This is a genomic window from Roseateles sp. T103 (assembly GCF_057219915.1).
Window position 1 is genome coordinate 292041 of record NZ_JBXVVS010000003.1, and the last position, 26458, is coordinate 318498.

26 protein-coding genes are annotated in these 26458 nt (G+C 70.5%); 11 read left to right on the forward strand and 15 right to left on the reverse strand.

Features of this window, described 5'->3' with window-relative positions:
• Nucleotides 1–24 precede the first annotated feature (24 nt).
• A complete protein-coding gene (locus AC2EBS_RS11620) occupies nucleotides 25–720 on the forward strand; it encodes a lysoplasmalogenase (RefSeq protein WP_484728581.1) in 696 nt (231 codons plus the stop codon).
• On the opposite strand, the gene AC2EBS_RS11625 is transcribed toward AC2EBS_RS11620, so the two are convergent.
• Complete coding sequence (locus AC2EBS_RS11625; protein WP_484728582.1) at nucleotides 703–2655, reverse strand: sigma-54-dependent Fis family transcriptional regulator; 1953 nt, start codon at nucleotides 2653–2655, stop codon at nucleotides 703–705. The two genes, AC2EBS_RS11620 and AC2EBS_RS11625, sit on opposite strands and share 18 nt — an antisense overlap.
• A 323-nt stretch (nucleotides 2656–2978) precedes the next feature.
• On the opposite strand from AC2EBS_RS11625, the gene exaC reads away from it, so the two are divergent.
• Entirely contained in the window at nucleotides 2979–4502 is a 1524-nt protein-coding gene (gene exaC, locus AC2EBS_RS11630; protein WP_484728583.1) for an acetaldehyde dehydrogenase ExaC, read from the forward strand.
• 19 nt (nucleotides 4503–4521) lie between these two features.
• On the opposite strand, the gene AC2EBS_RS11635 is transcribed toward exaC, so the two are convergent.
• The 7 genes from AC2EBS_RS11635 to AC2EBS_RS11665 form a co-directional block, all read right to left on the reverse strand.
• Nucleotides 4522–4800, reverse strand: a complete 279-nt coding sequence (locus tag AC2EBS_RS11635) for a hypothetical protein (protein WP_484728584.1) — start codon at nucleotides 4798–4800, stop codon at nucleotides 4522–4524.
• A 49-nt stretch (nucleotides 4801–4849) separates the two neighbouring features.
• Nucleotides 4850–5701 (reverse strand): LytR/AlgR family response regulator transcription factor, encoded by an 852-nt coding sequence (locus tag AC2EBS_RS11640; RefSeq protein WP_484728585.1) that lies wholly within the window; start codon nucleotides 5699–5701, stop codon nucleotides 4850–4852.
• A gap of 10 nt (nucleotides 5702–5711) precedes the next feature.
• Nucleotides 5712–6134, reverse strand: coding sequence for a hypothetical protein (locus AC2EBS_RS11645; protein WP_484728586.1), 423 nt, complete (start codon nucleotides 6132–6134; stop codon nucleotides 5712–5714).
• On the reverse strand, nucleotides 6131–7573 hold the full coding sequence (locus AC2EBS_RS11650; RefSeq protein ID WP_484728587.1) for a sensor histidine kinase: 1443 nt from the start codon (nucleotides 7571–7573) through the stop codon (nucleotides 6131–6133). Before AC2EBS_RS11650 ends, AC2EBS_RS11645 begins: the two co-directional genes overlap by 4 nt.
• 128 nt (nucleotides 7574–7701) lie before the next feature.
• A complete protein-coding gene (locus AC2EBS_RS11655; RefSeq protein WP_484728588.1) occupies nucleotides 7702–8274 on the reverse strand; it encodes a YceI family protein in 573 nt (190 codons plus the stop codon).
• A gap of 68 nt (nucleotides 8275–8342) precedes the next feature.
• Nucleotides 8343–8927: a YceI family protein gene (locus tag AC2EBS_RS11660; protein WP_484728589.1), complete on the reverse strand. Its 585-nt coding sequence runs from the start codon at nucleotides 8925–8927 to the stop codon at nucleotides 8343–8345.
• A 49-nt stretch (nucleotides 8928–8976) separates the two neighbouring features.
• Nucleotides 8977–9540, reverse strand: coding sequence for a cytochrome b (locus tag AC2EBS_RS11665; protein ID WP_484728590.1), 564 nt, complete (start codon nucleotides 9538–9540; stop codon nucleotides 8977–8979).
• A 463-nt stretch (nucleotides 9541–10003) separates the two neighbouring features.
• Here AC2EBS_RS11665 and AC2EBS_RS11670 point away from each other — a divergent pair, with 463 nt between their 5' ends.
• From AC2EBS_RS11670 to AC2EBS_RS11685, 4 genes are read left to right on the forward strand one after another with little or no spacing between them, the layout of a single operon-like run.
• Nucleotides 10004–11815, forward strand: a complete 1812-nt coding sequence (locus AC2EBS_RS11670) for an ATP-binding response regulator (RefSeq protein WP_484728591.1) — start codon at nucleotides 10004–10006, stop codon at nucleotides 11813–11815.
• Complete coding sequence (locus AC2EBS_RS11675) at nucleotides 11781–15890, forward strand: alpha/beta fold hydrolase (protein WP_484728592.1); 4110 nt, start codon at nucleotides 11781–11783, stop codon at nucleotides 15888–15890. The genes AC2EBS_RS11670 and AC2EBS_RS11675 overlap by 35 nt, the downstream gene beginning before the upstream one ends.
• Nucleotides 15887–17527, forward strand: a complete 1641-nt coding sequence (locus AC2EBS_RS11680) for an alkaline phosphatase D family protein (protein WP_484728593.1) — start codon at nucleotides 15887–15889, stop codon at nucleotides 17525–17527. Before AC2EBS_RS11675 ends, AC2EBS_RS11680 begins: the two co-directional genes overlap by 4 nt.
• Before the next feature lie 5 nt (nucleotides 17528–17532).
• Nucleotides 17533–18141 carry a GNAT family N-acetyltransferase gene (locus tag AC2EBS_RS11685; RefSeq protein ID WP_484728594.1) on the forward strand — a complete coding sequence of 203 codons (609 nt, stop codon included), beginning with the start codon at nucleotides 17533–17535 and terminating at the stop codon, nucleotides 18139–18141.
• On the opposite strand, the gene AC2EBS_RS11690 is transcribed toward AC2EBS_RS11685, so the two are convergent.
• Nucleotides 18138–19619: a M14 family zinc carboxypeptidase gene (locus AC2EBS_RS11690; protein ID WP_484728595.1), complete on the reverse strand. Its 1482-nt coding sequence runs from the start codon at nucleotides 19617–19619 to the stop codon at nucleotides 18138–18140. The genes AC2EBS_RS11685 and AC2EBS_RS11690 overlap by 4 nt on opposite strands.
• Nucleotides 19620–19753: 134 nt before the next feature.
• Between AC2EBS_RS11690 and AC2EBS_RS11695 the strand changes: the two genes are divergently transcribed.
• Genes AC2EBS_RS11695 through AC2EBS_RS11715 form a run of 5 tightly spaced genes read left to right on the forward strand, consistent with a single transcriptional unit; the run spans nucleotide 19754 to nucleotide 22122 of the window.
• A complete protein-coding gene (locus AC2EBS_RS11695) occupies nucleotides 19754–20308 on the forward strand; it encodes a P-loop NTPase family protein (protein WP_484728596.1) in 555 nt (184 codons plus the stop codon).
• Nucleotides 20305–20715: a divalent-cation tolerance protein CutA gene (gene cutA, locus AC2EBS_RS11700; RefSeq protein WP_484728597.1), complete on the forward strand. Its 411-nt coding sequence runs from the start codon at nucleotides 20305–20307 to the stop codon at nucleotides 20713–20715. The genes AC2EBS_RS11695 and cutA overlap by 4 nt, the downstream gene beginning before the upstream one ends.
• Before the next feature lie 4 nt (nucleotides 20716–20719).
• Entirely contained in the window at nucleotides 20720–21094 is a 375-nt protein-coding gene (locus AC2EBS_RS11705; RefSeq protein WP_484728598.1) for a VOC family protein, read from the forward strand.
• Between the two features lie 26 nt (nucleotides 21095–21120).
• The gene (locus tag AC2EBS_RS11710; RefSeq protein ID WP_484728599.1) at nucleotides 21121–21615 is read left to right on the forward strand and encodes a YybH family protein; all 495 of its coding nucleotides are present in this window, start codon (nucleotides 21121–21123) and stop codon (nucleotides 21613–21615) included.
• A gap of 54 nt (nucleotides 21616–21669) precedes the next feature.
• The gene (locus AC2EBS_RS11715; protein ID WP_484728600.1) at nucleotides 21670–22122 is read left to right on the forward strand and encodes an HIT family protein; all 453 of its coding nucleotides are present in this window, start codon (nucleotides 21670–21672) and stop codon (nucleotides 22120–22122) included.
• A 42-nt stretch (nucleotides 22123–22164) separates the two neighbouring features.
• On the opposite strand, the gene AC2EBS_RS11720 is transcribed toward AC2EBS_RS11715, so the two are convergent.
• The 6 genes from AC2EBS_RS11720 to AC2EBS_RS11745 form a co-directional block, all read right to left on the reverse strand.
• The gene (locus AC2EBS_RS11720; protein ID WP_484728601.1) at nucleotides 22165–22557 is read right to left on the reverse strand and encodes a VOC family protein; all 393 of its coding nucleotides are present in this window, start codon (nucleotides 22555–22557) and stop codon (nucleotides 22165–22167) included.
• A 109-nt stretch (nucleotides 22558–22666) separates the two neighbouring features.
• Nucleotides 22667–22987: a DUF2322 family protein gene (locus AC2EBS_RS11725; RefSeq protein WP_484728602.1), complete on the reverse strand. Its 321-nt coding sequence runs from the start codon at nucleotides 22985–22987 to the stop codon at nucleotides 22667–22669.
• Between the two features lie 61 nt (nucleotides 22988–23048).
• Nucleotides 23049–23975 (reverse strand): crotonase/enoyl-CoA hydratase family protein, encoded by a 927-nt coding sequence (locus AC2EBS_RS11730; protein ID WP_484728603.1) that lies wholly within the window; start codon nucleotides 23973–23975, stop codon nucleotides 23049–23051.
• Nucleotides 23976–24114: 139 nt separating this feature from the next.
• On the reverse strand, nucleotides 24115–24957 hold the full coding sequence (locus AC2EBS_RS11735) for a GNAT family N-acetyltransferase (RefSeq protein WP_484728604.1): 843 nt from the start codon (nucleotides 24955–24957) through the stop codon (nucleotides 24115–24117).
• A 30-nt stretch (nucleotides 24958–24987) separates the two neighbouring features.
• The gene (locus AC2EBS_RS11740) at nucleotides 24988–25812 is read right to left on the reverse strand and encodes a tetratricopeptide repeat protein (protein ID WP_484728605.1); all 825 of its coding nucleotides are present in this window, start codon (nucleotides 25810–25812) and stop codon (nucleotides 24988–24990) included.
• Between the two features lie 68 nt (nucleotides 25813–25880).
• Entirely contained in the window at nucleotides 25881–26444 is a 564-nt protein-coding gene (locus tag AC2EBS_RS11745) for a cysteine hydrolase family protein (RefSeq protein ID WP_484728606.1), read from the reverse strand.
• Between the last annotated feature and the right edge of the window lie 14 nt (nucleotides 26445–26458).

The window sequence follows — 26458 nt, forward strand, 5'->3', positions numbered from 1 at the left end:
GGGGCTCTGCCATCATTGCGCGCCATGACACGCCTGCTGACGACTCCCCTCCTTGCCGCGCTGGTTGCGCTCAGCGCCGCGCTGGCCATCACCGGCAATCTGGCCGGCCAGCCCTGGCTGGTCTGGCTGTTCAAGCCGCTGACCACGGTGCTGATCATCCTGCACGCCTGGCCGCGCGGCCGCGACGAGCCGCTGCTGCGGCGTTGGGTGATCGTGGGCCTGGTGTTCTCGCTGGGCGGCGATGTGGCGCTGATGTTCGGCGACAGCGCTTTCGTGATCGGCCTGCTGTCCTTCCTGATTGCGCACCTGGCCTATCTGTGGGCCTTCACGCGTGTGCAGCGCCTGGCCGCCTGGCCCTGGGCCTTCGTCGGCTACGGCGCGCTGGCCGGCCTGGTGCTCAGCCAGCTCTGGCCCGGCGTGCCCGCTGGCCTGCGTCCGCCGGTGATCGCCTATGTGCTGTGCCTGGCGGCGATGGCTGCGCAGGCCATGGTGGTCTGGCGCCGCAGCCGCGACAACAGCGCCGATGCCGGCGCCCGTCGGCGCGGCGGCGTGCTGGCGCTGGGCGGTTTCCTCTTTCTCTGCTCCGATGCGCTGCTGGCCACCAACAAGTTCGCCGGCCCGCTGCCGCTGGCGGCGCTGTGGGTGCTGCTCACCTATTGGTCGGCGCAGTGGTGCATCGCCAGCTGGCTGGCGCCGCGCGACTCAGGCGCTGCTGCCTGAGCCTGCGCTGCCGCGCAGCTTGCGATACAGCGTGTTGCGGCTGATGCCCAGGCGGCGTGCCGCCTCGGTGACATTGCCCTGGCAGTCCTGCAGCACGCGCTCGATGCTGCGCTGCGCCTGCACGCGCAGGTCAGCGTCCTCGTCCTGAACCGTCCGCGCGGCCAGCGGCGTGCTGGCACGCAGCTCGTCAAGCAGGTCCTCGGGCAGCTGCGCGTGCGTGATCAACGTCTCCTCGTCGCCGAGCAGCGCGCAGGCGGTGCGCAGCGCATTGGCCAGCTGGCGCACATTGCCGGGCCAGCGGTAGCGGCGGAAGTCCTGCAGCAGGCCCTCGGCCAGCGCGAGGCCGCGACCCGGCGCCAGCTCTGATAGCAGCCGCTCGACCAGCGCGGCGAGGTCGCTGCGCTCGCGCAGCGGCGGCAGGCGCAGTGCCAGGCCGTTGACGCGGTAGTAGAGGTCTTCGCGGAAGCGCCCGGCCTCCACCTCCTGGCGCAGCGGCCGGTGGGTGGCGCAGATCAGCGCGAAATCCACCGGCACCGCGGCGCCGCCGCCCAGCGGCTGCACCTGGCGCTCCTGCAGCACGCGCAGCAGCCGCGCCTGCAGCGCCAGCGGCATGTCGCCGATCTCGTCGAGGAAGAGCGTGCCGCCCTGGGCTTCGCGCAGCCGCCCCGGCGCACCGTCGCGCGCCGCGCCGGTGAAGGCGCCGGGCCGGTAGCCGAAGAGCTCGGCCTCGATCAGCCCCTCGGGCAGGGCGGCGCAGTTCAGCGCGACGAAGGGCTTGCCGCGGCGCGCGCTGCTGTCGTGGCAGGCGCGCGCGAACAGCTCCTTGCCGACACCCGATTCGCCCTGCAGCAGCAGTGCGATCGGCTTGTCGATCACGCGGCGGGCGCGCTCGATCTGGCCTTGCAGCGCGGCGTCGCCGCTGTCCAGCGCGGCCAGCGCATCGCGTGCGGCCGCGGCCGGGCGCAGCGCGGCGCCGGCGGGCAGCGTCAGGCCGCTGCGGCCGGGCTCCAGGCGCAGCCACAGCGTCCGGCCGTCGGCCAGCTGCACGCTGCGCGGTGCGCGGCCCTGAGTGAGCAGCGTGCGCAGCTCCAGACCCAGCGCCTGCTCCAGCGGCAGCGCGCCGATCGCGCTGCGCGGCAGGCGCAGCAGCTCTAGCGCCGCTGTGTTGGCGCCGACGATCCAGCCGTCCTCCGACAGCGCCAGCAGCCCTTCGGCCACGGTGCCCAGGCCCTCGGCGCGCGCATGCAGGTGCAGGCGCAGCTCGCTGCCGTGGCGGGCCTCGAAGAGCTGGTGTTCGATCATGCGCGTGGCCGAGCGCACCAGGCCCAGCGTGTGGCGGTGGTAGCTGCGGTGATCGCCCGAGATGTCCAGCACGCCCAGCAGCCGTCCCGCCGGATCGACGATGGGTGCGGCCGCGCAGGTCAGGAAGGCGTTGCGCTCCAGATAATGCTCGGCGCCGTGCACCACCACCGCCTGACCGTCGGCCAGCGCGGTGCCGATGGCATTGGTGCCGCGCCATTGCTCGTGCCAGATCGCGCCGGGCCGCAGCGCCACGCGCGCGGCCTTGTCGGCAAAGGCCGGCTCGCCCAGCGCCTCGAGCAGCATGCCCTGCGCATCGGCCAGGATCACCAGGTTCTCGCTGTCGCGGATCTGCTCGAAGACGAACTCCATCACCGGCCGCGCCTGCGCGACGAAGGCGCGCCGGTGCTCCAGCGCGCGCGCCAGCTGCTGCGCCGAGGCATGCGGCGCGCCGGGCGCGCGCACATCGGGCTGCAAGCCGAAGCGCTGGCTGCGCTGCCAGCTGGCCTGCAGCTGCGGGGCGATGGGCAGGCTCTGGGGCAGGCTGCCCTCGGCGAGCAGGCGGCGGCGCGCCTCGCGCAGCTGCTGCGGCGAGAGGCGGGCGGCCAGGGCCCAGCTGGGATTCGCATGCGCCATGCGTTTGTCTCCTTGCGGGCCGGTGGCGCGCGCTTGCGCGCTGCTCCGGCCTCGTCGTCGTGGCTCCACCTTAGCAGGCCGCGTCGCCGCGCGAAGCATTCGAGCAGAAACCGCCAGCCCTACTGCGCCAAAACGTGACAGTGACGTCACGCCGCGCAGCTGCTGGCGCAGTGTGGGCCGCGGCGCTGACGGCTTTCTTGCGGTACCGGCCGCCTTTGCTGCGCAAACCGGCGCTGGCACGGTCTTCGCAAACGGGCTGCCCCCGGATGCGCTCGCGCACCGTTTCGCCAAACCAAGCAATCCAGAAACCGGAGACAAACGCCATGACGATCTACGCCGCCCCCAACACGCCCAACGCCCGCATCGCCTACAAGCCGCGCTACGACAACTTCATCAACGGCCGCTTCGTCGCGCCGCTGAAGGGCCAGTACTTCGACGTGATCACGCCGATCAGCGGCCAGGTCTACACGCAGGCCGCGCGCTCCGGCGCCGAGGACATCGAGCTGGCGCTGGACGCCGCCCATGCCGCCGCCGCCGGCTGGGCCGCGGTGGCGCCGGCCGAGCGCGCCAACATCCTGCTGAAGATCGCCGACCGCATCGAGCAGAACCTGGAAGTGCTCGCCTACGCCGAGACCGTGGACAACGGCAAGCCGATCCGCGAGACGCTCAATGCCGACATCCCGCTGGCGGTGGACCACTTCCGCTACTTCGCCGGTTGCCTGCGCGCACAGGAAGGCGCCTTGAGCGAGATCGACGGCCACACCATCGCCTACCACTTCCACGAGCCGCTGGGCGTGGTCGGCCAGATCATTCCCTGGAACTTCCCCATCCTGATGGCGGCCTGGAAGCTGGCGCCGGCGCTCGGTGCGGGCAACTGCGTGGTGCTCAAGCCGGCCGAGAGCACGCCGATCAGCATCCTGGTGCTGACCGAGCTGATCGCCGACCTGCTGCCGCCGGGCGTGCTCAACGTCGTCAACGGCTTCGGCCGCGAAGCCGGCATGCCGCTGGCCGAGAGCAAGCGCATCGCCAAGATCGCTTTCACCGGCAGCACCGCCACCGGCCGCGTGATCGCCCAGGCCGCCGCCACCAACCTGATCCCGGCCACGCTGGAGCTGGGCGGCAAGAGCCCCAACGTCTTCTTCGACGATGTGATGGCCGAGGACGATGCCTTCCTGGACAAGGCCATCGAGGGCCTGGTGCTGTTCGCCTTCAACCAGGGCGAGGTCTGCACCTGCCCCAGCCGCGCGCTGATCCAGGAATCGATCTACGACAGGTTCATCGAGCGCGCGCTCAAGCGCGTGGCCGCGATCAAGCAGGGCAACCCGCTGGACACCGAGACCATGATGGGCGCGCAAGCCTCGGCGCTGCAGATGGACAAGATCCAGACCTATCTGGCCTTGGGCAAGGAGGAGGGCGCGCAGGTGCTGTGCGGCGGCGACCGCGCGCAGCTGGGCGGCGAGCTGGCCGGCGGCTATTACATCCAGCCGACGCTGTTCAAGGGCCACAACCAGATGCGCATCTTCCGCGAGGAGATCTTCGGCCCGGTGCTGGCGGTGACCACCTTCAAGACCGAGGCCGAGGCGATGCAGATCGCCAACGACACGCCCTACGGCCTGGGTGCCGGCGTGTGGACCCGCGACGGCAGCCGCGCCTACCGCATGGGCCGCGCCATCCAGGCCGGCCGCGTGTGGACCAACTGCTACCACGCCTACCCGGCGCACGCGGCCTTCGGCGGCTACAAGGAATCCGGCATCGGCCGCGAGACGCACAAGGCCATGCTGGACCACTACCAGCAGACCAAGAACCTGCTGGTCAGCTACTCGCCGAACGCCTTGGGCTTCTTCTGACGGCCCTGCGGCAGGACCGCTACCGGTCCTGCTTGGGTTGCAGGACGATGACCACGCCAAACGCACCAACCGAGACGGTGCGGTCGTCGACCGTGGTGTAGGACGCCACGCCCAAGGGGTGGTAGGTCGACACGAAGGCCGTGAGGGCACCAACGCCGAGCGCTCCCGCCAAGGGGCTGCGCTCGGCAATGGCTTCCTTGATCTTCGCCCGGTGCTTCTCGGGCGATGGATTGAGCAGGAAGGCGGCCGCGGTCAACGCGGCAGCGACGATCGCGGAGACAGTGGCAGGCTTGGTCATGGTGCGGGACTCGGTCCTTTAGCAGAGCATAGCCCCAGGGATCGTCCGCTCACATGCTCTTGAAAAGATGCGTGTAGCTGCGGCTGACTTCCAGCTTCTCGTTGCTGCCCTTGATGCCCACCAGCTGGCGGCCGCGGAAGTCGCGGGTGATGCCGGCGATGGCTTTCACGTTGACCAGCGTGGAGCGGTGGATCTGCCAGAAGAGCTGCGGGTCCAGCTCGTCCACCAGTTCCTTGATCGGCTTGCGGATCAGCGCCTCCTGCGTGGCGGTCTGCACGCGGGTGTACTTCTCGTCGCTGATGAAGAACAGCACGTCCTCCACCGGGATCATCTGGATGGCCTGGCCCACGCTGGCCTGGATCCATTGCAGGTACTGCGGCGCGCTGCCTGGGTTGAGCTGGGCGGAGAGCCGGTGCAGCAGCTGCTGCAGCGGTGCGCCGGCGGGCGCGGCAGCCTCGGCGCCTTCGCCATCCTGGCGCGCGGCCAGGCGCTTCTTGATGCGCGCCACCGTCACCAGCAGGCGCTCGCGCTCGGCGGGCTTGAGCACATAGTCGGCCACGCCCTGCTCGAAGGCTTCCACTGCGTACTGGTCATAAGCGGTGATGAAGACGATCTCGGGCACCAGCCAGTCGTCGTCCTCCGGCAGCTGCGCGATCTGCCGTGCCGCATCCACGCCGGTCAGTCCTGGCATGCGGATGTCGAGGAAGACGATGTCGGGCCGGTGCTCGCGCACCAGTTCCACGGCTTCCAGGCCGTTCTTGGCCTCGGCCACGATGTCCAGCTCGGGCCAGACCTCGGTCAGGCGGCTGCGCAGCTGTTCGCGCATCAGGCGTTCGTCGTCGGCCAGCACGGCGCGCACGCGGCCGGCGCTCGGGGAGGGGGTGGTGTTGCTCGGGTTCATGGGGACGAGCTTACGCGTCTGCGCCAGGGCCGGCGGCCAGTGGTGGCTGGGGTTTGCCCGAGGCCCGGCGCAGCGTGCGGCGGTCGCGGCGCAGCAGCCACCACAGCAGCAGCAGCGGCAGCAGCAGCGGCGCTGCGATCAGCACGCCGACGCCGGCAAGTGCAGCGCCGACGATCAACAGCGGCAGGCCCAGGCCCAGGATCAGGCTCAGCGGCACGACGAACAGCACGATCAGCATCGCCAGGCCGATGCCGAACACGGCACCGATCCAGTCGGCCACGTCCATCTCGTGAATGGGGATGGTCTCGCCGTTGATGCTGAAGCTGAGCTCGGGATGGCTGGCGACCTCCTGCCACAGCAGCACGCCGCCCACAGCGGCCATTGCAGCGAGCACGATGATGGCGATGAGTGAAGTGAAAAACAGGCGCTTCATGTCGGGGCTCCTGGCTGCGCAACCGCTGGATCGTCCTTGTGGGCGCTGGTGTAGGGCACGGTGATCGCGACCACGGTGCCGCTGGGCTTGTTCTCGGTGACGGTGACGCTCGCGCGGCTGCCGTAGAGCAGCGCCAGCCGCTCGCGGATGTTGGCCAGGCCCACGCCGGTGCCCTGCGTGCCGGCGCGACCGAAGCCCAGGCCGGTGTCGGCCACGGTGACGACCAGCTTGCCGTGCACGATCTCGGCCTTGACCTTCAGGCTGCCGCCCTCGGCCTTGGGCTCCAGGCCGTGCTTGATCGCGTTCTCGACCAGGCTCTGGATCATCATCGGCGGGAACTCGGCGGACAGCAGGCCCTCGGGCACGTCGATCTCGGTCTGCAGCCGCTCTTCCATGCGCACCTTGAGGATCTCCAGGTAGGGGCGGATCACCGCCAGCTCGCGGGCCAGTTCGCGCACGCCGTTGGCATGGGTCTCGCGCATCGTCGGCATCGACGCGCGCAGCAGCGCGATCAGGTTCTTCTGCATCGCCGAGGCGCGCGGCGGGTCGGTCTCGATCAGGTGGTCGATCGAGGCCAGCGTGTTGAAGAGGAAGTGCGGCTCCACCTGGGCCTGCATCGCGGCCATGCGCGCTTCCACCACCTGGCGGCGCAGCTGCTCGGCCTCGGCCGTCTCGGCCGCCTGCGCGGCCTTGACCTCGGCCTGGAAGCGGCCCTTGTAGCTGGCCTTGATGATGGCCGAGGCGAAGACCAGCAGCACCGCCAGGTCGACGATGAAGTCGCCGAACCTGACCACCGTCACCTTGGTGCGTGCGCCGGTGGCGGCATTGCGGGCCTCTTCGCGGGCTTCCTCGGCTTCCTGGCGGGCGGCCTCGGCCTCCTCGCGGGCTTCCTGGGCCTGGCGCACGGCGTCCTCGATATCCTCGCGCGCCTTCTCCAGTGCCTCCCGCACTTCCTCGGTCTGCACGGACTTGGGCAGGCGGATTTCCAGCGCGGGCAGGGTCGGATCCACCGCTGCGCCTGCGGCCGACGCGGCCGACGCGGCCGATGCGGCGGATGCCGGCGCGGACGCGGCCTTGGCCGGCTCGCGCGGCAGCACGCGGATGCCGCGCTCGTCGATGGTGATCTCGTAGTGGATGGGCCCGCTGGCCTTGGGCGCGGCGGCCCGGGGCTGAGTCGGCGGCTTGGGCTCGGCCGGCTTGGTGGCTTTGGGCGGGGGCGGCGTGCCTTCCACCGTCTCGGTGATGCGCCAGCTCGGCAGCAGGTTCTGCAGGATGTTGGCGCCGATCAGCGCCAGGATGGACAGCAGGATGAAGCGCTTCCAGCTGATGCCCACCAGCCAGGTGGCGTAGATGTGGAAGCCGCGCATCAGCCGGGCAGAGAATTTCTGCCAGCGCTGATATGGCGTGGGGGTGCTGGGGGTGGAGGGGCTTGGATTCATGGACTGCCGGACCTTGCGTTGCTGCGCACTGTACGCAAGCCGGCAGTGGCGGCCCAGCCGCGTGCGATACGCCGGCCGGACCGGAGGATGAACTGCAGCGGAGGCCGACAGTCCGATGGCGCGCTGGCTTACTGGCGCACTGCCTCGACCTGGATGATCAGCTTGACCTGCTTGGGGAAGCCCCAGGCCAGGCCGTAGTCGATGCCCCACTGGGTGCGGTCGATGGTGGTCTCGAAGTCGCCGCCGCAGACCTCGCGCTTGAGCATGGGGTTCTGGTAGCAGTTGAACTGGGTGGCCTTCAGCGTCACCGGGTTGGTCTTGTCCTTCAGCGTCAGCTGGCCGGACACCTCGGTCACCTTGTCGCCGTTGAAGACGAACTTGTCGCCGACGAACTTGGCGCTGGGGAACTTGGCCACCGCGAAGAAGTCATCGCCCTGCAGATGCTTGTCGAAGGCTGCCGTACCGGTGTTGATGGCGTTCATGTCGAACGTGATCTCCACCTTGCCGGTCTTGGCGGCGCGGTCGAGCTGCACCATGCCTTCCTTCTTGTCGAAGCGGCCGCGGTTGGTCGAGGTGCCGAAGTGGCCGATCTCGAAGGTCGCGAAGGTGTGGGTCGGGTCGATGGCGTAGCTGACGGGCTGGGCCATGGCGCCGGTGGAGGCGGCGGCCAGGGCCAGGGCGGCGAGCAGGGTCTTCTTCATGGTGCGTTGTTCCATTCAGGGTGGGTTGAAAGGGAGGGGGACTCGGGTCGGTGGCCGCGGCTTGCGGCTCAGAGCGGGCCGATGCCGCTGAAGTTGAGCTTGAACTTCACCTGCACGTCGTTGGCGACGATGGAGACATCGCTCCACTCGCCTTCGCCGATGCGGTAGTCCAGCCGCTTGATCGTGAAGCTGCCGCTGGCGGTGGTTTGTGTGCCGCTCTGCGTCAGCGTCACCGGTACGCTGATGTCGCGGGTCTGGCCCTTGATGCTGAGCTTGCCGCTGACCTCCAGCCGGCCCTTGCCGGCGGGCTTGATCGCGCTGCTCTGGAAGCTGGCCTGCGCGTTCTTGCGGCTGTCGAACCACAGCGGCTTGGCCAGCTCGGTCTCGACCTCGGGCGCGCCCAGGGCGACGCTGCCCAGGTCGATGCTGAAGCTGACCTTGCCGGCCTCGGGCTTCTTCGGGTCGAAGGCGAGCTGGGCGTCGAAGCGCTTGAAGTGCCCGTCGACCGGCACGCCCATCTGGCGGAAGGTGAAGCCGAGCTCGCTGCCGGCAGGGACCAGCCTGGCCTGGGCGTGCGCGGCACCGGTCAGCGCGGCCAGACTCAGGCCCAGCAGCAGACGGCGCGACAGGGATGATGTAACGGTTCTTGGCATGGTGTTGTTTGCGGGCTCGGAGCGAAGGAAATCAGAACGCCCAAGGGGCTCAGCGCGCGCCGGGCAGCATGCGCAGCAGCAGGCGGTCGCGATCGACCAGCTGGTGCTTGAGCACCGCCGCCAGATGCAGGCCGACCAGCAGGGCGAGCAGCCAGGCGGCAATCTCATGCGCCTCTTTCAGGCCGGCCGCCAGCGCCTTGTCCACTGGCACGAAGTCGGGCAGCGGCAGCAGGCCGAACCAGACGATGGGAAAGCCGGCCGCCGAGCTGTAGGCCCAGCCGGTCAGCGGCACGGCAAAGAAAGCCGCATACATCAGCGCGTGCACCAGATGGCTGGCGCGCTGCTGCCAGGCCGGGCCGGCCGGCAGCGCCGGCGGCCGGCGCAGCAGACGCCAGGCCAGACGCAGCGCCGACAGCGCCAGGATGGCCATGCCTGCCCATTTGTGCCAGTTGTAGAGCTTCAGCCGCGTCAGCGAGAACGCCAGCTCGGTCATGTACAGGCCGAGCGCGAAGTTGGCGGCGATGGCCAGCGCGAGCAGCCAGTGCAGTGCGATCGCGGTGCTGCCGTAGCGCTGCAGGACCGCGCCGTCGGTGCGATGAGTCTGGTAGGGCATGGGCAGCAGTGTGCGCAGCCATGCCGCAATGGCGGTTCACCGGGCTTGACGGCTGGATTCAAGCGGCTTGAACTGCCGCCGCGTCCCAGGGTTTTCGCCAGGGCGATGTCCCACCGCAGGGGGATGGGCGGGCGCGCGGCCCTCATCCGATACTGCGTGCGCACCTGGCGTCGCCTGGACCTCGACGCGCGGTGCAAATTGGGGGGAGGGTGCCGTGCCGGCCACCGGGTCCTGCGTCGTGCAGGTCGAGGTGGCCGGCATTGCATTTTCTGCGGTGCAGGCGGGGCTCGTGGTTTTCCAGCACCGGCCCGGTCGTGCGGCCCGGCGATGCAGAGGCGGTGGTATGTTCCGCGCCCATCGGTCCACCAAGACAACGACAAGATGGCGACACGCGGGATGCGCAAGACAGCAGCAGCAAGGGGCAGGGCCGCGACCGGCGGCGCCGGCGCCGTGGAGGGGTGCGATGACTGACAAGCCGGCGCAGCAGGCGGCAGCGGCTGCCGCCGCGATCGGCGACGCCGAAGACGCGGCCATCCAGCAGGAGCTGCTGGCATTGCTGGCCAAGCAGGGGCGGCGCGTGCCCTATCCCGTCGGGCTGGCCGCGGCGATGATCGCCTTCATGGCCGCAGACGGCATCGGCTGGTGGCTGCCCGAGCTGTGGCTGGCCGGGGTTGTCGCCGTGCTGGCGCTGCGCTGGTGGCTGCTGGGCCGGCTGCCGCTGATGGCGCAGCGCAGTCTGGCGCAGCGTGTGCACTGGGCGGTGGGCCTGAGCGGGCTCAACGGCGCGATGTTCGCGCTCTCGCTGGGCTTCACGCCCTTTCTCGGCGACTACGAGCGCATGGTCCAGACCATCCTGCTGCTGGGACTGTGCGCCGGCTCGGTGGCGACGACGGCCGGGCATCGCAACATCCTGCTGGCCTTCGTCGCGCCGGTGTCGCTGGCCAGCGCGCTGAGCTGGGCCTCAGGCGGCGGTGGTGCGCACGACGTGACCTGGCTGGAGCTCACGCTGGGCCTGCTGATCATCGCCTTCGGCGCCATCCTGATGGGCCTGGGGCGCGACGCCTGGCGGGTTTTCGTCGACTCCATCCATATCCGCATGCAGCAGCAGCGCAGCAACGAGCAGCTGCGCGTCGCGCTGCAGCGCGCCGAGTCGGCCATCGACGCCAAGACGCGCTTCTTCGCTTCTGCCAGCCACGATCTTCGCCAGCCCATGCACACGCTGTCGCTGCTGGGTTCGGCGCTGCTGAAGCGCCAGCTCGACCCGTCCAGCAACGAGCTGGCGCGGCAGATGAACGTGGCGCTGCGTTCGCTGGCCACGCAGATGGATGCGCTGCTCGACATCTCCAAGCTCGACGCCCAGGTCATCCAGGTCAAGCCCGATGTGTTCTCGCTGAGCAGCTGGCTGCGCCGGCTGCATCAGGAATTCCAGCCTTCGGCGCAGGCCAAGGGGCTGACGCTGATGCTGGAATGCCCGCCCGGCGCGCATGTCGAGACCGACCCGGTGCTGCTCGAGCGCGTGGTGCGCAACCTGATCGACAACGCGATCAAGTACACCCAGCAGGGCACGGTGGAGCTGAAGGTCGAGCGCGACGACGAGCTGTGGAGGCTCAGCGTACTGGACAGCGGCGTCGGCATCGCGCCGGCCGAGCAGGCGCGAGTGTTCGAGGAGTTCTACCAGGTCGGCAACCCCGAGCGCGACCGCGCCAAGGGCCTGGGCCTGGGCCTGTCCATTGTCAGCCGGCTGGTGGACCTGCTGGACCTCAGCCTGGCGCTGGAGTCTCAGCCGGGCGTGGGCTCCTGCTTCACGCTCAGCATCACCGCGGTCGATCCAGTGCAGCCGCAGCTGCCGGCCGAGGCGCCTGATCTGCAGCTGCTGCAGGGCCTGCGCGTGCTGGTGGTCGACGACGAGGAGCCGGTGCGCGTGGCCATGCAGGCCCTGCTGTCCAGCTACGGCTGCGAGGTGCTGACCGCCGGCGGCACGCGTGAAGCCATGGTGGTGGCGCTGAGCAAGCGGCCCGACATCGTGCTGGCCGACCTGCGGCTGCGCGGCAGCGACGACGGCCTGGCCACGGTGCGCTCGCTGCGTTCGGCGCTGCCCGATCTGCCTGCGGTACTGATCAGCGGCGACACCGCGCCGGAACGCCTGCGCGAAGCCCATGCGGCGGGGCTGTTGCTGCTGCACAAGCCGGTCGATACCGACCAGCTGCTGTCGGCCATCGCCTTTTCGATCCGGGAAAGCCGTGACGCCACCGCCAGCACCCGCCCCCAGGCCTGAGCGGGCGACGCGCTGGCTCAGCGCCGGCCTCGAGGTGCTGCTGCACGAGCGTCTGCTTGCGCCGCCGCCCGTCGGCCAGCCTGACTTCGACCTGCTGATCGTCGGCAGCGGCTATGGCGGCGCGGCCGCGGCCGAGCGCCTGTCACGCTGCAGCGATGAGCAGGGTCGGCCGCTGAAGATCGCGGTGCTGGAGCGCGGCCGCGAGTACCTGCCCGGCAGCTTCCCACAGCATTTTTCCGAGCTGACCGGCCATGTGCGCGTGGTCGGCCCCGCCGGCGAGGCGATGGGTTTCGGCGACGGGCTGTTCGACCTGCGCTTCGGCCCCGACATGGTGGTCGCGCAGGCCAGCGGCCTGGGTGGCGGCTCGCTGATCAATGCCGGCGTGATGCTGCCGGCGCGCGACGAGGTGTTCGCCGCGCCGCACTGGCCCGAGAGCCTGCGCCGCGACCCAGGGCAGATGCGCGCCTGGTACGAGGACGCCGGCCGCGCGCTGGGCAGCCTGGACGCTCAGGGCGCACCGAACACGATCGATCGGCTCGCGGGCTTCAAGCCGCGCCGCGCCGACTTCGTCGCCAGCCTGGCCGACGCCAAGGCGCCGGCGCGCCGCGTGCCGATCACCGTGGCGCTCGATGCGCAGCCGCAGAGCCCCGCGGGCCTGGACCTGAACCGCTGCATCGCCTGCGGCGACTGCGCCACCGGCTGCAACCATGGCGCCAAGCAATCGCTGGACACGAATCTGCTCGTGCAGGCGCAGCAGCGTGGCGTGCGCCTGGTCAGCGGCGCCAGCGTGTTGCGGCTGGAGAAGGACGACACGCTGGGCTGGCGCGCGTGGGTCGAACACAGCAGCGACGTGCTGCGCCGGCGCGAGAGCGGCCCGGCCGTGCTGACCGCACGGCGCGTCGTGCTGGCCGCCGGCACGCTGGGCTCCACCGAAATCCTGATGCGCTCGCGCGATGCGGGCCTGGCGCTGTCCGACCGTCTCGGTCGGCAGTTCAGCGGCAATGGCGACGTGATCGCCGCGGCGGTGGAGGCGCCGGTGGACCTGCATGCGCTGGCCGACGAGCAGCAGGCGCCGAACGCCCGCGAGGCCGGTCCGACGATCACCGCGATGCTCGATGCGCGTGGCCAGGCGTTGGACGGCAGCCACTTCATCATGCAGGACCTGGCCGTGCCCGGCCCCTTGAGCTGGACCTTCGAGGAGAGCTTCGCGCTGGCCGAGACGCTGGAATCGCTGGTGGGCGGCGACCGCTCGCGGCACGAGGCCGGCGTCGCCTTCGACGACCCGCTGACCATCCGCCCCGAGCGCAGCCGCCGCATGCTGCCGCTGGCCCTCATGGGTCTGGACAGCGCCAGCGGCGAGCTGCGCCTGCCCGAGGACGCCGAGCGTCCCGGTGCGCTGACCGTGCACTGGCCCGGCGCGCGCGACGACCCCGCGGTGCAGCAGCGCCACGACTGGCTGGAGCGACGGCTGAAGCCGCTCGGCGCGCACCTGATCCCCAATCCGCTGTGGCGGCTGCTGCCGGCCGACATGGCGTTTCTGATCGATGACCAGAAGGGCCCGATGATCACCGTGCACCCGCTGGGCGGCTGCGCGATGGGCGACGACGCCGCGCTGGGCGTGGTCGACGAGTTCGGCCGCGTCTATGCCGGGCGCAGCGGCAGCGCGGTGCACGAGGGCCTGGTGGTGCTGGACGGCGCCATCGTGCCCGGCGCGCTGGGCATCAACCCGGCGCTGACCATCACCGCGCTGGCGCTGCGCGCGCTGGCCTCGCTGCGGCGTTTCTGGGGCCTGCAGGAGAAACCGCAAGACCTGACCCCGCTGCCCAAGCCCGGGCCGCGGCCGGTGTTCCGCCGCATCCCGGTGGACAGCGCGGAGCCGCAGCAGCCCACCGAGGCCGAGTTCCGCGAGCGACTGGGCGGCTTCGTGCGCCTGCCTGGCGCGCCGGGCGGCGATATCAAGTATCTGGAGCTGACCTTGGTCTACGAGCCGCTGCCGGTGCGCCAGCTGCTGTCCGCCGGACCCGAGCGGCGGCTGCGCTGCGCGCCGAACGGCGAGAGCCGGCTGCGCCTGTTCGACGCCTGGCCCGACCCCGATGCGCCGGGCCGCTACATGGTGGTCAAGGCCGACAGCGTGCGCGGCCAGGGCAAGCTGTGGATGCATGCCGAGCGCGCCGATGCGCATGCGCGCTGGATCGCGCCGCTGCGCAGCGCCGAGCTGGCGGTGTTCCACCGCGAGCCCAGCGGCCACTGGCGGCGCCGCGCGCGCGGCCTGTGGGCCTGGTTCATGAACCGCGGCTGGCGCGACAGCGTCTTTGCGTTGCAGGATGCCTGGACGCAGCGCAAGGCGCCCAAGGCAGGGCAGGCCAGCGGCTGGCAGCGCTTCAAGGCGCTGGCCATCAATGCCTGGAACCTGGCCTCGCATGCCGGCCAGGTGCGGCGCATGGACTACACGCTGGAGATCGGCGCGGGCCCGAGCGACACGCCCGCCTGGGCGCGGCCGCTGCAGGGGCTGAAGCTCGCCGGCGGCAAGCGCATCAGCTACACGCGGCGCGGCAATCCCTGGAAGCAGCTCAGCACGCTGACGCTGGATGTCAGCGGCCCGCTGCGCGCGGTCAGCGGCCGCTCGGCGCCGGTGCTGGAGCTGGACCTGTATTACCTGGCGCGGCAGCGCCAGCCGCTCTTGCGCATCACCCGCGCGCAGGATCTGCCCAGCGTGATCCGCGATGTCGGCCAGCTGATGGCCTATGTCACGCGATTGCTCGCGCAGGTGCATGTCTGGACCTTCCGCCTGCCCGACGAAGCGCCGCCGCGCACGCCCCAGCGCCTGCCCGGTGCGGTGCCGGGGCTGCCGGCGCCCGAGATCAGCGAGATCGCTGTCGGCCGCCGCGGTGAAGCAGGTCTCGAGCGTCGCCCGGTGGACCGCAAGCCGCGCGACGATGACGATGAGCCGGTGCACATCCGGCTGACGCGCTACCGCCAGGACCAGCGCATCCCACCGGCTGGCTTTGAGGGCCGCTGGGCCGCCGGCCAGCCCATCCTGATGATCCACGGCTACAGCGCCAGCGGTACGACCTTTGCGCACCACTCGGTGCAGCCGGGGCCGGCCAAGCTGCTGTGGGATGCCGGCTTCGATGTCTGGGTGCTGGACATGCGCACCAGCGCGGGGCTGGACAGCGCGCGCCTGCCCTGGACCTTCGAGGAATGTGCGCTCAACGACATCCCGGTGGCGGTGGATGCGGTACGCCGCGCCACCGGCCGCGACAAGATCGACGTGTTCGCGCACTGCATGGGTTCGGTGATGCTGCAGATGGCGCTGCTGCAGCCCAAGCAGCAACAGGGCGTCGAGCACTTCTTCCCGCTGCGCGAGAAGCTGATGCACGAGCATCCCATCCGCCGCCTGGTGATCTCGCAGGTGACGCCGAAGATGATCATGTCGCCGACCAACACCTTGCGCGCGCACCTCATGCTCTATCTGCGCCCCTGGCTGCCGATGCTGCAGGACTACGCCTTCCGACCCGAAGGCCAGCGCACGCTGCAGGACCAGCTGATCGACCGCCTGCTGTGCAGCCTGCCCTATCCGGACGCCGAGTTCGATATCGAGAACCCGCCCTTCCCCAGCCTGAAGAAGACGCCCTGGGTGGCGACGCGCCACCGCATGGACCTGCTCTACGGCCGCGACTTCGCGATCAGCAATGTGGACCAGGCGGTGTTCGATTTCATCGACGACCACTTCGGCCCGCTGAACATGGACACCGTCGCCCAGGCCATCCACTTCGCGCGCGTCAACGAGATCACCGACTGGCGCGGCGCCAGCCTCTATCTCGACGACATGGCCAAGGTGCTGGCGCAGCTGGAGGCCTTTCCGATCCTGTCCATCCACGGCCAGGACAACGGGCTGTGCCAGGCCGAGAGCGGTGAGCTCACCAAAGACCTCTACGAGCAGGTGGCGCCAGGGCGCTACCGCTTCAAGACGATTCTCGAGCATGGCCACCAGGACTGTCTGATCGGGCGGCATATCCGCCGCAAGGTGTTTGTCCATGTGCTGGACTTCCTGTTCGAGGAGGCGCTGCCATGAGCCTCAATGAGCGCGAGCTGCGCAGTGCAGCGCCGCCGCTGCATCGCGTCGAGCGCGTCATCGAGCGCCAGCCCGAGCAAGCCGGTGGCGAGCAGCTGCGTGTGCTCACCGCGCTGCGTCCCGAGTTGGGCTGGCCGCGCGCCTGGGCCTGGCTGCCGGTGCGCGAGGATGCGCAGACGGGGCGCTTCAGGGCGCTGGATGAGGCGAAGCCGCTGCATGCGCAGGTCAGGCTGCAGGCCTTCATGCCGCAGCAGGGCGAGCCCGGTGCAGCCCTGCGCGGCAGCCTGCCGCTGGACTGGCTGCCCGCCGCTCCCGGCAGCGGCCTGCTGTGTCTGTTCGTCTATGCCGATGAGCGCGAGCTGCGCATCGAGGGCGTTCACGAGCAGCCTGGTCTGGAGCTGGCGCTGCGCGCGGCGCTGGCGGTCGATCCGGTGGCGCTGCGCCATGCCTTCGTCACCCGTCCGGCGGAGGCCGCTGACGCCGGCGCCTTGAGCTTCGTCTTCGGCGCCTGCCAGTACCCGCCTGGGCTGCTGGACACCATCCAGGGCGCCGAGCGCGACGCGCGGCGTGCCGGTCCGGCCGATGCCTCGCTGGCGCGGCTGCTGGCCTTCACGCGCCATCATCCGGCCGGTGCCGAGGTGTCCCTGCTGCTGCTGGCCGGTGACCAGATCTATGCCGACGCCAGCGGCGGCGTGGCCGATGCGGCGAACAGCGTGGACCGCTACGCCGTGCCCTACCGCGCCCTCAAGGCCGGCCTGGTGCGGCACCTGCCGCCGACGCTGGAGCGCATCGTCCACGCGCCCGACGACCACGAGATCGCGGACAACTGGGAGCCTGTGCTCAAGCCAGATGGCGGCTGGGAGCAAGGACCCTGGGCCCAGGAAGCCATGGCCGCCGCCTGGGCCGCACGCTGGGAGCCTGGCGAGCGCGACGGCGTGCACGAGCATTTCTGGCACCACTTCGACTGGCGCGGCGCGAGCTTCTTCATCGGCGACTCGCGCACCGAACGCGAACCGCGTCCGCTGGCCCGGCTGATGGGCGCGCAGATGATCGGCGCTGCACAGCGCGCGGCCTTCACGCAATGGCTCGCGCGCAGCACGGCCGCCGGCCGGCCGCGTTTCGTGCTGACCGGCTCGATGCTGCTGCCGCGTCGGCTGGCCACCGCCGAGCATGCGGCCAGCGCGCTGCATTCCGATGCCTGGGATGGCTACCCCGCCACGCTGCACTGGCTGCTGGGCGAGCTCTGGCGGCAGCGTGCGTGCAACGTGGTGTTCCTCTCCGGCGACGAGCACCGCTCCGGCTTGGTCAGCGCCAGCATCACGCGGGCCGATGGCGCCGAGCCCGAGCGCGCGGTGCAGCTGCACTCCATCCACAGCTCGGCGCTGTATGCGCCCTGGCCCTTCGCGGTGAGCAAGGCCGAGTCCTTCGCCGCGCCGGAGCGCTTCGTCTTTGCTGGCCCGGACGGCGTGGAATTGAGCTGCAGCGTCGGTGCCTGGGTCGATCATCCGGGCGACGGTTTTGCGCTGCTGCGGCGCCAGGACGATGCGCTGGCACTGTGGTTCGACCGCGCCAGTCGCGCGCTGCACGACAGCGGCGGCAGCCTGCCGCCGCCCGATGCGCTGCTGCCGCTGCGCTGAGACAGATGATGGACGAGCCGCTGTTCACTTCCGCTGCGCTGCTGGCGCATGAGCTGGCCGAGCCCGATCTGCCCGCGCTGCAGGCGCTGTTCGATGCCAATCCCGAGTACTTCCTCGCCGTCAACGGCCGCAAGCCGGATGCCGACCTGGCGCGCGTTGAATTCGAGGAACGCCCGCCGCCGCATCTGAGCCACACGCGGCAGTGGACGCTGGGCCTGTACGAGAAGGATGCCCCGGGCGCGCCACTGGCCGGTGTGGCCATCGTCGTGGCTGACCTGTGCGCGCCGGCGGTCTGGCATGTCGCGCTGTTCCTCATTGCCACGCGGCTGCATGGCCAGGGCGTGGCCGGCCCGGCCTACCAGGCGCTGGAGGACTGGATGCGCGAGCAGGGCGCACGCTGGCTGCGCCTGGGCGTGGTGGTGGGCAATGCGCGGGCAGAGGCGTTCTGGAACCGGCAGGGCTTCGTCGAGCTGCGCCGGCGCGAGGGCGTGGACACCGGCGGGCGCATCAACGACATCAGCGTGCGGCTCAAGCCGCTGCGCGAGGCGCCGGCTGAGATCGAGGCCTATCTCGAGCAGGTGCCGCGCGACCAGCCGGGGTCGGTACTGCCCTAAGGCTGGGCGTACACGCGCAGCACCGGCAAGGCCTCGCCCGGCCGCGCGAGCGGCGCAAAGCCCGGGTACACATACATGCCGTGCATGGACTCCGGCTCCAGCAGCTGCACGGCCCGTATCGCCTGCGCCTGCGCCAGCGGCACGAGGAGGCTTCCGGCGGGCAGCGTGTGCGCTGCCCGTGCCGCGCGCCGCGTGATGTGCCGGCCTTCGTAGCGCTGGTAGACCTCGTCGAAGTCAGTCTCGATGCGCAGCAGCGTCACGCGCTCGGCGCTGACCGGCTGCGCCTCCCGCAGGATCTCGAACTGCACGTCGTGGGCGCGCAGCAGCGCTGCGAAGCGGGCCGCCGCGGCCGGTGCGACGGCATAGGCCAGCGGCGTGGACACGCTGCCCTTGACGACCAGATCCGTCATCAGCGCGGCCGTCGGCACGTCCAGGGGCTGGCGCGTGCGTCGGTCCACCACTCGGATGCTCGCGCTCATGCCATCCACATTGCCCCAGAAGGTGTTGGTGGACAGAAAGGGCGGCAGAGCGGCGTCGCGGGCCTGCTGCGCCAGCTGGCGCACCTCGTCTCGCCACGGCCGGTCGCCCCAGAGAGCCTGGAACAGCGCCAGGTAGGCCTGCACCCGGCGCTCCAGGTCGGCCTGCGGGTCTGGCGCCTTGCGGTAGATGCCGGCTTCGATGATGAAGGACAGCGCGCCCAGGCTGCCCAGGGCATTGCGGCCGTCGTCGGCTTCCGGCGACGAGGGGCGCATCTCCACCTCGGGCGGCGGACCGCCCACGTAGTAGCGGCGGTAGCTGAAGCCGGCGCCTTGCAGCTCGCCGGCCATGCGCTCGACGGTGCGCACGCCCTCGCGGCGCAGCGCTGGCGAGATCAGCGGGTGATTGGCCGCGTCCAGCGTGATCTCGGGCCAGGCCTGCCAGCCCTTGGCCAGGAGGTGGTCGCTGTCCATGCCGAACTCATGGCCATCGACCGCCAGGTGTGGCCGCACCCGGTGCGCGACGCGGTGCAGTGCGCGCGTCTCGGGCTGGGCCAGCAGCAGATGGTCGCGATTCAGGTCGGCCCCCGCTGCATTGCTGCGCGTGCCTGCCTCGGCCCCGTCGGGGTTGACCATGGGCATCACATAGAGGTCGATGTCCTCGGGCAGCAGCTCGGGCTGGCGGGCGATGCGTGCGACGAGGGCGAGCAGCGCGTCCTTGCCGGAGACTTCATTGCCATGCTGCTGGGCGTAGTACAGCACCTTGAACCGCGCCTGCTCCCCGCCACGGTTCAGGCGCACCAGCATCAGCCGGCGGCCTTCGACGCTGCGACCCTCCTCCGTCACGGTGATGAATCCACCCTTGGGCAGGGCGTCGAGCTGCGCCTGCATCTGGGCGTAGGAGATCGGCCGGCCGGCATGGGCCGCAGCTGCGAAGAGACCGAGCAGCGCGAGGCCGCAGGCCAGCACGGCGCGCCTGGTGTGTGCTGCCGATCTCGTCATGGCGCCTCCCTGCAGCTGTGAGCCTGATGAACCTGTAGCGGCCAGCGCATTCTCGCGCTGTGCTGGCGTTGTCGCGGTAGATACTGTCCCCAGCGCCGGCTGTCGTCCGGCGCATGAATCGGAGCCGACAAGGGATGCATGCGGAACAGGAGGCGCGCCCCAACTCGCAGCGCTGGGTGCTGCTGGGCAACTCGGGGTCGGGCAAGTCGACAGCGGCGCAGTGGCTGGCCAGTCGCAGCGGCGCTGCCTGCCTCGACCTGGACACGGTGGCCTGGGAGCCGGGGGAGATCGCCGTGCCGCGCGATCCGCAACGGGCACGCGACGATGTGCAGGGCTTCTGTGCCCGTCATGAGCGCTGGGTGATCGAGGGCTGCTACGCCGAGCTCGCCCAGGCGGCGCTGAAGGCTTGGCCCGAGGCCTGCCTGCTCTTCCTCGACCCTGGGGTCGAGGTCTGCATCGCACACTGCCGCGCCAGGCCCTGGGAGCCGCACAAGTACGCCAGTGCAGACGAGCAGCACAGCCGCCTGGCGATGCTGATCGACTGGGTTCGGGGCTATGACGAGCGCGAGGGTGAGCTGGGCCGTGCGGCGCATCAGGCGGTGTTTGCCGCGCACACCGGCCGCAAGCTCTGGATCAGGGAAGCCTTGACGGCCGAGATCCTGGCGCGCGCCGATATCCTGGGCATATGAGCAACATCCCTGTCCCTCAGGCCCATGAGGGCCATCAAGCTGCGGAAGGTCCGGAACCGGCGGCAGGCGACGCACTGCTGGCGGTCTGCACCACGGTGGCCACACTGGAGGACGCTGAGCGCATGGCCCGGGCCCTGGTCGAGCGCCGCCTGGCCGCCTGCGTGCAGATCGACGCGATCCGCAGCGTCTACCGCTGGCAGGCGCAGGTGCAACAGGACTGCGAGCAACGCCTGATGTGCAAGACCACGGCGGCGCGCTACCCTGCGCTGCAAGCCGCCATCCGCGAGTTGCATGGCTACGAGCTGCCGGCCATCCACGCGCTGGCCGTGGCGCAGGCCTGGGGACCATACGCGGACTGGGTGCGCGAGTCGGTGGAGATGAGAGACAAGCCTGCAGCGGGGGGATAGCACGATGCCATTGGCAAGCCTGGGCCAGATTGCACTCAAGGTCAGCGACGTCGACCGCGCCGAGCAGTTCTACGGCGATCGGCTGGGCCTGCCGCGGCTGTTCCGCGCCGGGCCGCTGGTGTTCTTCGACTGCGCCGGCCTGCGCCTGATGCTCGACGGCAGCGCGGGCCCGGCCGCGGTGGTGCAGCCGGGCGATGCCTGCTGCCACTACTTTCGCGTCGGACAGATCGAACGCACCGTGGCCGAGCTGCGTGCGCTGGGCGTGGACTTCGTCGCCGAGCCGCACTGCGTGGCCAAGCTGCCCGATCATGAGCTGTGGATGTGCTTCTTCCGCGACCCGGACGGGCATCTGCTGGCGCTGATGGAAGAGCGACGATAAGGTCGATCGGGACAGGGGAGGAGAAGATGAACAAGATGACGAAACGAAGACTGAGTGCGGCGCTGCCAGCGGCTGCGGCGCTCACCGGGCTGCTTGGCGGCTGTGCCGCCACCAGTCCTACAGCGCCCAGCCTGGCTGGCACGGCTGCTTCGCTGCGCGCCAGCGAGACCGCCTTTGCGCAGAGCATGGCCGACCGCGACGCCTCCGCCTTTGCCAGCTTCATCGCCGACGATGCCGTCTTCGTCAACGGCGGCAAGCCGCTGCGCGGCAAGGCCGAAGTGCTGGCCTTCTGGACGCAGCGCTTCTTCGCCCCCGGCACGCCGGCGCCTTTCGCCTGGCAGCCTGAGCAGGCCGAGGTGCTGGCCGGCGGCCAGCTGGGCTACACCGAGGGGCCGGTGCGTGGGCCGGATGGACGTGTCATCGCGCGCTTCCACTCGACCTGGCGCTTCGATGCGGCGTTAGGGCGCTGGCTTGTCGTGTTCGACAACGGCGCGGCGGCGTGCGAGCCTGCCAGGAACTGATGAACCCGGCCTGAAATGGTGCAGTGCCGGACACTTGATTGATGGAGCTTGCGCATGCCCATGTTTGTCGATACCTCGCCGCCCGGCCACTGCATCTTCTGCCGTCTCGTTGCCGGCGAGATCCCGGCCGCCATCGTGCATGAAGACGCGCTGACGATCGCCTTCATGGACATCGGGCAGGTGAATCCGGGGCATGTGCTGGTCGCCACCAAGCGCCATGCAGCGACGCTGTTCGACATCAGCCCGGAAGAAGCCGCCGCGGTGGCGCAGACGGCGCAGCGGGTGGCCAAGGCGGCCCGGGCTGCCTTCGACCCGCCCGGCCTGACGCTGCTGCAGGCCAACGGCCGCGAAGGCGAGCAGACGGTGTTCCATTTCCACCTGCATGTGCTGCCGCGCCACGCCCAGGACGGCGTGGCCCTGAGCTGGCCCCGCAAGGATCCGCCGGCCGAGATCCTGCAGGCCTACGCGGCCAGCTTGCGCGACGAACTGGCGCGGGCGCCGCGATGATGCGCTACCGCCACGGCCATGTGCCTTGGCAGGCCTGACAGGCTACTTGACCCGATAGATCGCGCAGAGCTTGTGCCCGTCGGGGTCGCGCACATAGGCCAGGTGCATGGCGCCCATGCTGCCCTGGCGCAGGCCGGGCGGGTTCTCGATGGAGGTGCCGCCGTTGGCCACTGCGGCGTCGTGGAAGGCCTGCACCTGCTCAGCCGAGCTGCACTTGAAGCCCAGCGTGCCGCCGTTCGCGTAGGTGGCTTCTTCGCCATTGATCGGCTCGGTCACGCAGAAGGTGCTGCCGTCGTGGCGGTAGAACAGCCGGGTGTGGCCTGTGGGGGCCTGGTTGCGCACCGGCTCGCCGGCGCCGAGCACGCCCAGCACCGCGTCGTAGAAGCGCTTGGACCGCTCGATGTCGTTCGAGCCCAGCATCACGTGATTGAACATGGTCGTCTCTCTCCTCTGTCCTTGTGTTGATCGGTGGATGGCGTGGCGATGCTAGCGGCCCGCGCATGTGCCGTGGCGGCCCGGGGCATCGCTGCCGGCAGCGCCGGCCTCAGGCGGCCGGAACCAGCTTCACCGCGTAGCTGCTGCCGCTGGCGATGATGTCGAAGAGGCGGTCGATATTCGGATGGCTGCCGCGATGGCCGCGGGCCGCTTCGGTGTGTTCGGCGAAGAGTCCCAGCCCTTCCTCGGCCGCAGCCACGTCGATGCGCCCGCCGTGCCGGGCGGCCAGCGCCGCATAGACGGCCAGCGAGCCGGCCTTGCCGGGCTTGTTCTCGATGCGGGCGACCACGGCGCCGGCGTCGTCGAGTAGCTGCAGCTCAGCGAGGTGGGTGACGGCGGGCAGCTGCTTGAGGTTGTCGGCGAAGCTCATGGTGGATAGGGAAACGATGGAGTCTTGATGAGGTCCGGGCCGGCATTGTGCCTGGCTGGCATCAGTCGCTGTCGCCCTGGCTCTGGCGCCGCCGCGCGGCCTCGTCCATCTCGCGGATCAGCGCGCGCGCCTCGTCGCCCTCGGGGATGGGCTTGCCGCTGTCGCGCCATTGCACCGCGGCCTTGAAGCCCTCGGCCTGCGCATAACGGCGAAACCACAGGCCCTCAGGGTTGTGGCGGGTGATGCCGTCGAATACCGTGGCCAGGGTCTGCGCCTGCTCCAGGCCCATGTTCAGCATCACCTGATTGACCACCAGCTTGTGCATCGCCAGGTGCGAGCGCGGCACGCCGGCGATGCGGTCCGCCAGGCGCATCACCGCGGCGTCCAGCTCGGCCTCGGGCACCACCTCGTTGGCCAGGCCCCAGTCGGCGGCTTTGCGGCCGTCGATGGTGTCGCCGGTGAACATCAGCTGCTTGGCGCGCGTGGGGCCGAGGCGGAAGGTCCACATCGCCGTGGTCGGGCAGCCCCAGACGCGCGTGGGCATGTAGCCGATGCGCGCGCTGTCGGCCATCACCAGCAGGTCGCAGCACAGCGCAATGTCGCTGCCGCCGGCGGCAGCGAAGCCATGCACCTTGGCGATCGTCGGCTTGCTGCAGCGCCACAGGCTCATGAAGAGCTCGGTGTTGCGCTTCATGTAGACGTAGTCGTCCATCGGGTCCCAGGGCGTCTTCTCCTGCTGGCAGGGATGCTCGATCTGCTGCTCGGCGAAGGCCGCCAGGTCGTAGCCGCCGCAGAAGCCCTTGCCGGCACCCTCGACGACGATGACGTGGATCTCCGGGTTGGCCTGTGCCCAGTCCACCGCCGCGGCAATCTCGCCGGGCATGGCCTCGTTGATCGCGTTCAGCCGCTCGGGGCGGTTGAGCAGCAGGCGCGCGACGCGCGGCGATTGCGCGTCGGCTTCGATGCGCAGGGTGCTGAAGCTGGGCATGGCGGTCTCCTGTGACGTGGGCGCTCTTCGGCGCGGTGCTATTGGCGTCGCTCGCCGATCATCGCGCCTCGGTGCGCCGGCCGCTGTCGCCTGCACAACAGTGCACGCGGCGTCGGCGCCGTGCTGGCGGCTTCCTCGCTCAGCGCAGGTCCAGGCGCATCAGCCACTGGTAGAGCGCCTGGTGCGCGAAGCCGCAGCGCAGCAGCGCGTCGCCGCCGAGGTCGCTGCGTTGCAGCGCTGGCATCTGTATCGTCGCGCCGGGGTAGGTGGCGCAGAGCCTGTGCAGCAAGGCCTCGGCGTCGGTCTGCGCCGGATCGCGATCGACCAGCGAGCGCAGCAGCAGTCCCTGGCGATCGTCGCCGCTGAAGACCAGCTGCGCCGTGCCATGCCGCCAGGCCGTCCACGGCACGGGCAGCGCGGCGACGACGGGGGCGCTGACCTGCAGCGGCAGGTCGTCGATTTCGCGCTCGCTGGCCTGCAGCCAGGCCAGCGCATCGGCCTGTGCCAGCAGCTGGGCTGGCGCGCCTTCTTCACCCGGCGCCGACGAAGCCTCGCGGCGGAAGCCGCGCAGCGCATGGCGCTCGACGAAGCCGTGGCGGCGGTACAGGCGCAGGGCGCGCTCGTTCTGTGCGAAGGCTTCCAGCTCCAGCGCGGCGAGTCCGGCGCTACGGCCGCGCGCGATGAAGTCCTGCAGCAGTGCGACGGCGGCGCCATTGCCGCGCGCCGCTGGCAGCGCGCCCATCGTCGCCAGGCGCCAGCGTGCCAGCGCCGGCCGCGGCGCCACCAGCGCGAAGGCCTGCACCGCGCCGCCGTCATCCACCGCGGCGCGGCCCAGGCTCAGATCCACGCCCTGGCGGGCCAGGAAGCCGGGCCATTGCTCCAGCGGCAGCTCGAAGGGCCCGGCCACGTAGTCGGCGAAGGCCTGCGTGAACGCGTGATGCAGCGCTGCGGGGGCTATCGTGTCGGTGGCGTGCAGTCGCATCGTTCAGGTCTTGGCACTCGTCGTCGGGATTCACCGCGGCGCCGCCACCTGGCGGCGCAGCTCGGCCTGGCGGTCCGCTTCCGCCGCATCGCCCTTGGCACGATAGAGCGCCTCCAGCTCGGCGTGCACATGCTCGTCCAGCGTGCCGGCCGCGGCGTTTTCCTGCGCCAGGCGCAGCTGGATCTGCAGCGCCTCGTCGATGCGGCCCAGGCTGCGCAGCGTCCAGGCCACCATCCAGCGGGCGACGCGCCAGCGGTAGGCGTCGCCCAGCCGCTCGCGCAGCGGCACGACCAGGCGGAACTGCGCCAGCGCCTCATCAAAGCGCTGCTGCTGGTGCAGGGCCACGCCGAGGTTGTTGCGCAGCGAGGCCTCCCAGTTGCGCGCCTGCGGCTGATTGGACGCCAGCGCGATGGCCAGCCCCTGCTCGGCCCAGCGCGCCTGCTCGGCGGGCGCTTCGTCGACGAAGGCGAACATATGGATGGCGTCCACCGCCAGTCCATCGAGCCGGGCCTCGCGGGCCAGGCGCAGTGCGCGCTCGAAGGCCTCACGGGCCTGGGCCTTGCTCTGCGGCGTGCGCTGCTCGGGCGGATGCGTGGCCGAGGCGTAGCTGCGCCCCAGCTCCAGCGCATGGCGCACGCGCACCTCGGCGCCGGCCTGGGCCAGACGCGGCTCGACTTGCTCGCGCAGCACGCGGCGCGCGGCGTCGAAGTCGCGGCGCAGTCCATAGGTCCGCGCGATCTGCGTGTGCAGGATCAGCGCCTCGTCGCTGCCGGGCGGCAGGGCCTTGAGCGCCTCGCGGAAACGCTGCTCGCTCAGGGCCGGCTGGCCGAAGTCCCACAGGGATTGGATGTCCATCGTTGCGTGTGCGGTTCCATGCGCGAAGAGGGCCAGCGCCAGCAGCGCCGAACAGAGACGGCGCAGGTTCATGCGCCGAAGGCGAACTCGTCCACCGCCACCGCGGCATTGCGCCGGCCCGGGTACTGCAGCCAGCGCATAGCGAGGTTCAGGTCGGTCACCACCGATTCGGCCTCCAGCCGGCGGCCTTCGCCGAGCTCGAAGCTCATCGTCGTGTGCGCATCCTTCAGCAGCGTGAGGTCGTAGCCGCGGTCCAGCGCGCCGTAGGCGGTCGCGCGGATGCAGGCATTGGTCATCGCGCCGGCCAGCACGATGTGCGCGGCGCCCAGTTCGGCCAGCACCGCATCCAGCGCCGTGTCCTCGAAGGCCGAGTTGTAGCGCTTGTGGATCAGCGCTTCGTCGGCCGCGGGCTTCAGTTCGGGCACCCACTGCCAGGGCGCGCTGCCCATGGGCAGCTCTTCGTCGTCGGCGTGCTGCACCCAGACCACCGGCACGCCGGCCGCACGGGCGCGCTCGACGGCACGGGCGATGCTGGCGACGACGCGCGGCACCTCCCAGGCCTCGGCCATCACGCCGACCTGTACGTCGACGACCATCAGGACATGTCTGGTTCCGGGGCGGATGGTGGCCATGGTGCGGTTCTCCA

Bases quoted from the DNA above. Each gene is read 5' to 3' on its own strand.
- AC2EBS_RS11620 (WP_484728581.1), top strand. From the start codon at position 25: ATGACACGCCTGCTGACGACTCCCCTCCTTGCCGCGCTGGTTGCGCTC.
- AC2EBS_RS11625 (WP_484728582.1), bottom strand. From the start codon at position 2,655: ATGGCGCATGCGAATCCCAGCTGGGCCCTGGCCGCCCGCCTCTCGCCG.
- exaC (WP_484728583.1), top strand. From the start codon at position 2,979: ATGACGATCTACGCCGCCCCCAACACGCCCAACGCCCGCATCGCCTAC.
- AC2EBS_RS11635 (WP_484728584.1), bottom strand. From the start codon at position 4,800: ATGACCAAGCCTGCCACTGTCTCCGCGATCGTCGCTGCCGCGTTGACC.
- AC2EBS_RS11640 (WP_484728585.1), bottom strand. From the start codon at position 5,701: ATGAACCCGAGCAACACCACCCCCTCCCCGAGCGCCGGCCGCGTGCGC.
- AC2EBS_RS11645 (WP_484728586.1), bottom strand. From the start codon at position 6,134: ATGAAGCGCCTGTTTTTCACTTCACTCATCGCCATCATCGTGCTCGCT.
- AC2EBS_RS11650 (WP_484728587.1), bottom strand. From the start codon at position 7,573: ATGAATCCAAGCCCCTCCACCCCCAGCACCCCCACGCCATATCAGCGC.
- AC2EBS_RS11655 (WP_484728588.1), bottom strand. From the start codon at position 8,274: ATGAAGAAGACCCTGCTCGCCGCCCTGGCCCTGGCCGCCGCCTCCACC.
- AC2EBS_RS11660 (WP_484728589.1), bottom strand. From the start codon at position 8,927: ATGCCAAGAACCGTTACATCATCCCTGTCGCGCCGTCTGCTGCTGGGC.
- AC2EBS_RS11665 (WP_484728590.1), bottom strand. From the start codon at position 9,540: ATGCCCTACCAGACTCATCGCACCGACGGCGCGGTCCTGCAGCGCTAC.
- AC2EBS_RS11670 (WP_484728591.1), top strand. From the start codon at position 10,004: ATGACTGACAAGCCGGCGCAGCAGGCGGCAGCGGCTGCCGCCGCGATC.
- AC2EBS_RS11680 (WP_484728593.1), top strand. From the start codon at position 15,887: ATGAGCCTCAATGAGCGCGAGCTGCGCAGTGCAGCGCCGCCGCTGCAT.
- AC2EBS_RS11685 (WP_484728594.1), top strand. From the start codon at position 17,533: ATGATGGACGAGCCGCTGTTCACTTCCGCTGCGCTGCTGGCGCATGAG.
- AC2EBS_RS11690 (WP_484728595.1), bottom strand. From the start codon at position 19,619: ATGACGAGATCGGCAGCACACACCAGGCGCGCCGTGCTGGCCTGCGGC.
- AC2EBS_RS11695 (WP_484728596.1), top strand. From the start codon at position 19,754: ATGCATGCGGAACAGGAGGCGCGCCCCAACTCGCAGCGCTGGGTGCTG.
- cutA (WP_484728597.1), top strand. From the start codon at position 20,305: ATGAGCAACATCCCTGTCCCTCAGGCCCATGAGGGCCATCAAGCTGCG.
- AC2EBS_RS11705 (WP_484728598.1), top strand. From the start codon at position 20,720: ATGCCATTGGCAAGCCTGGGCCAGATTGCACTCAAGGTCAGCGACGTC.
- AC2EBS_RS11710 (WP_484728599.1), top strand. From the start codon at position 21,121: ATGAACAAGATGACGAAACGAAGACTGAGTGCGGCGCTGCCAGCGGCT.
- AC2EBS_RS11715 (WP_484728600.1), top strand. From the start codon at position 21,670: ATGCCCATGTTTGTCGATACCTCGCCGCCCGGCCACTGCATCTTCTGC.
- AC2EBS_RS11720 (WP_484728601.1), bottom strand. From the start codon at position 22,557: ATGTTCAATCACGTGATGCTGGGCTCGAACGACATCGAGCGGTCCAAG.
- AC2EBS_RS11725 (WP_484728602.1), bottom strand. From the start codon at position 22,987: ATGAGCTTCGCCGACAACCTCAAGCAGCTGCCCGCCGTCACCCACCTC.
- AC2EBS_RS11730 (WP_484728603.1), bottom strand. From the start codon at position 23,975: ATGCCCAGCTTCAGCACCCTGCGCATCGAAGCCGACGCGCAATCGCCG.
- AC2EBS_RS11735 (WP_484728604.1), bottom strand. From the start codon at position 24,957: ATGCGACTGCACGCCACCGACACGATAGCCCCCGCAGCGCTGCATCAC.
- AC2EBS_RS11740 (WP_484728605.1), bottom strand. From the start codon at position 25,812: ATGGACATCCAATCCCTGTGGGACTTCGGCCAGCCGGCCCTGAGCGAG.
- AC2EBS_RS11745 (WP_484728606.1), bottom strand. From the start codon at position 26,444: ATGGCCACCATCCGCCCCGGAACCAGACATGTCCTGATGGTCGTCGAC.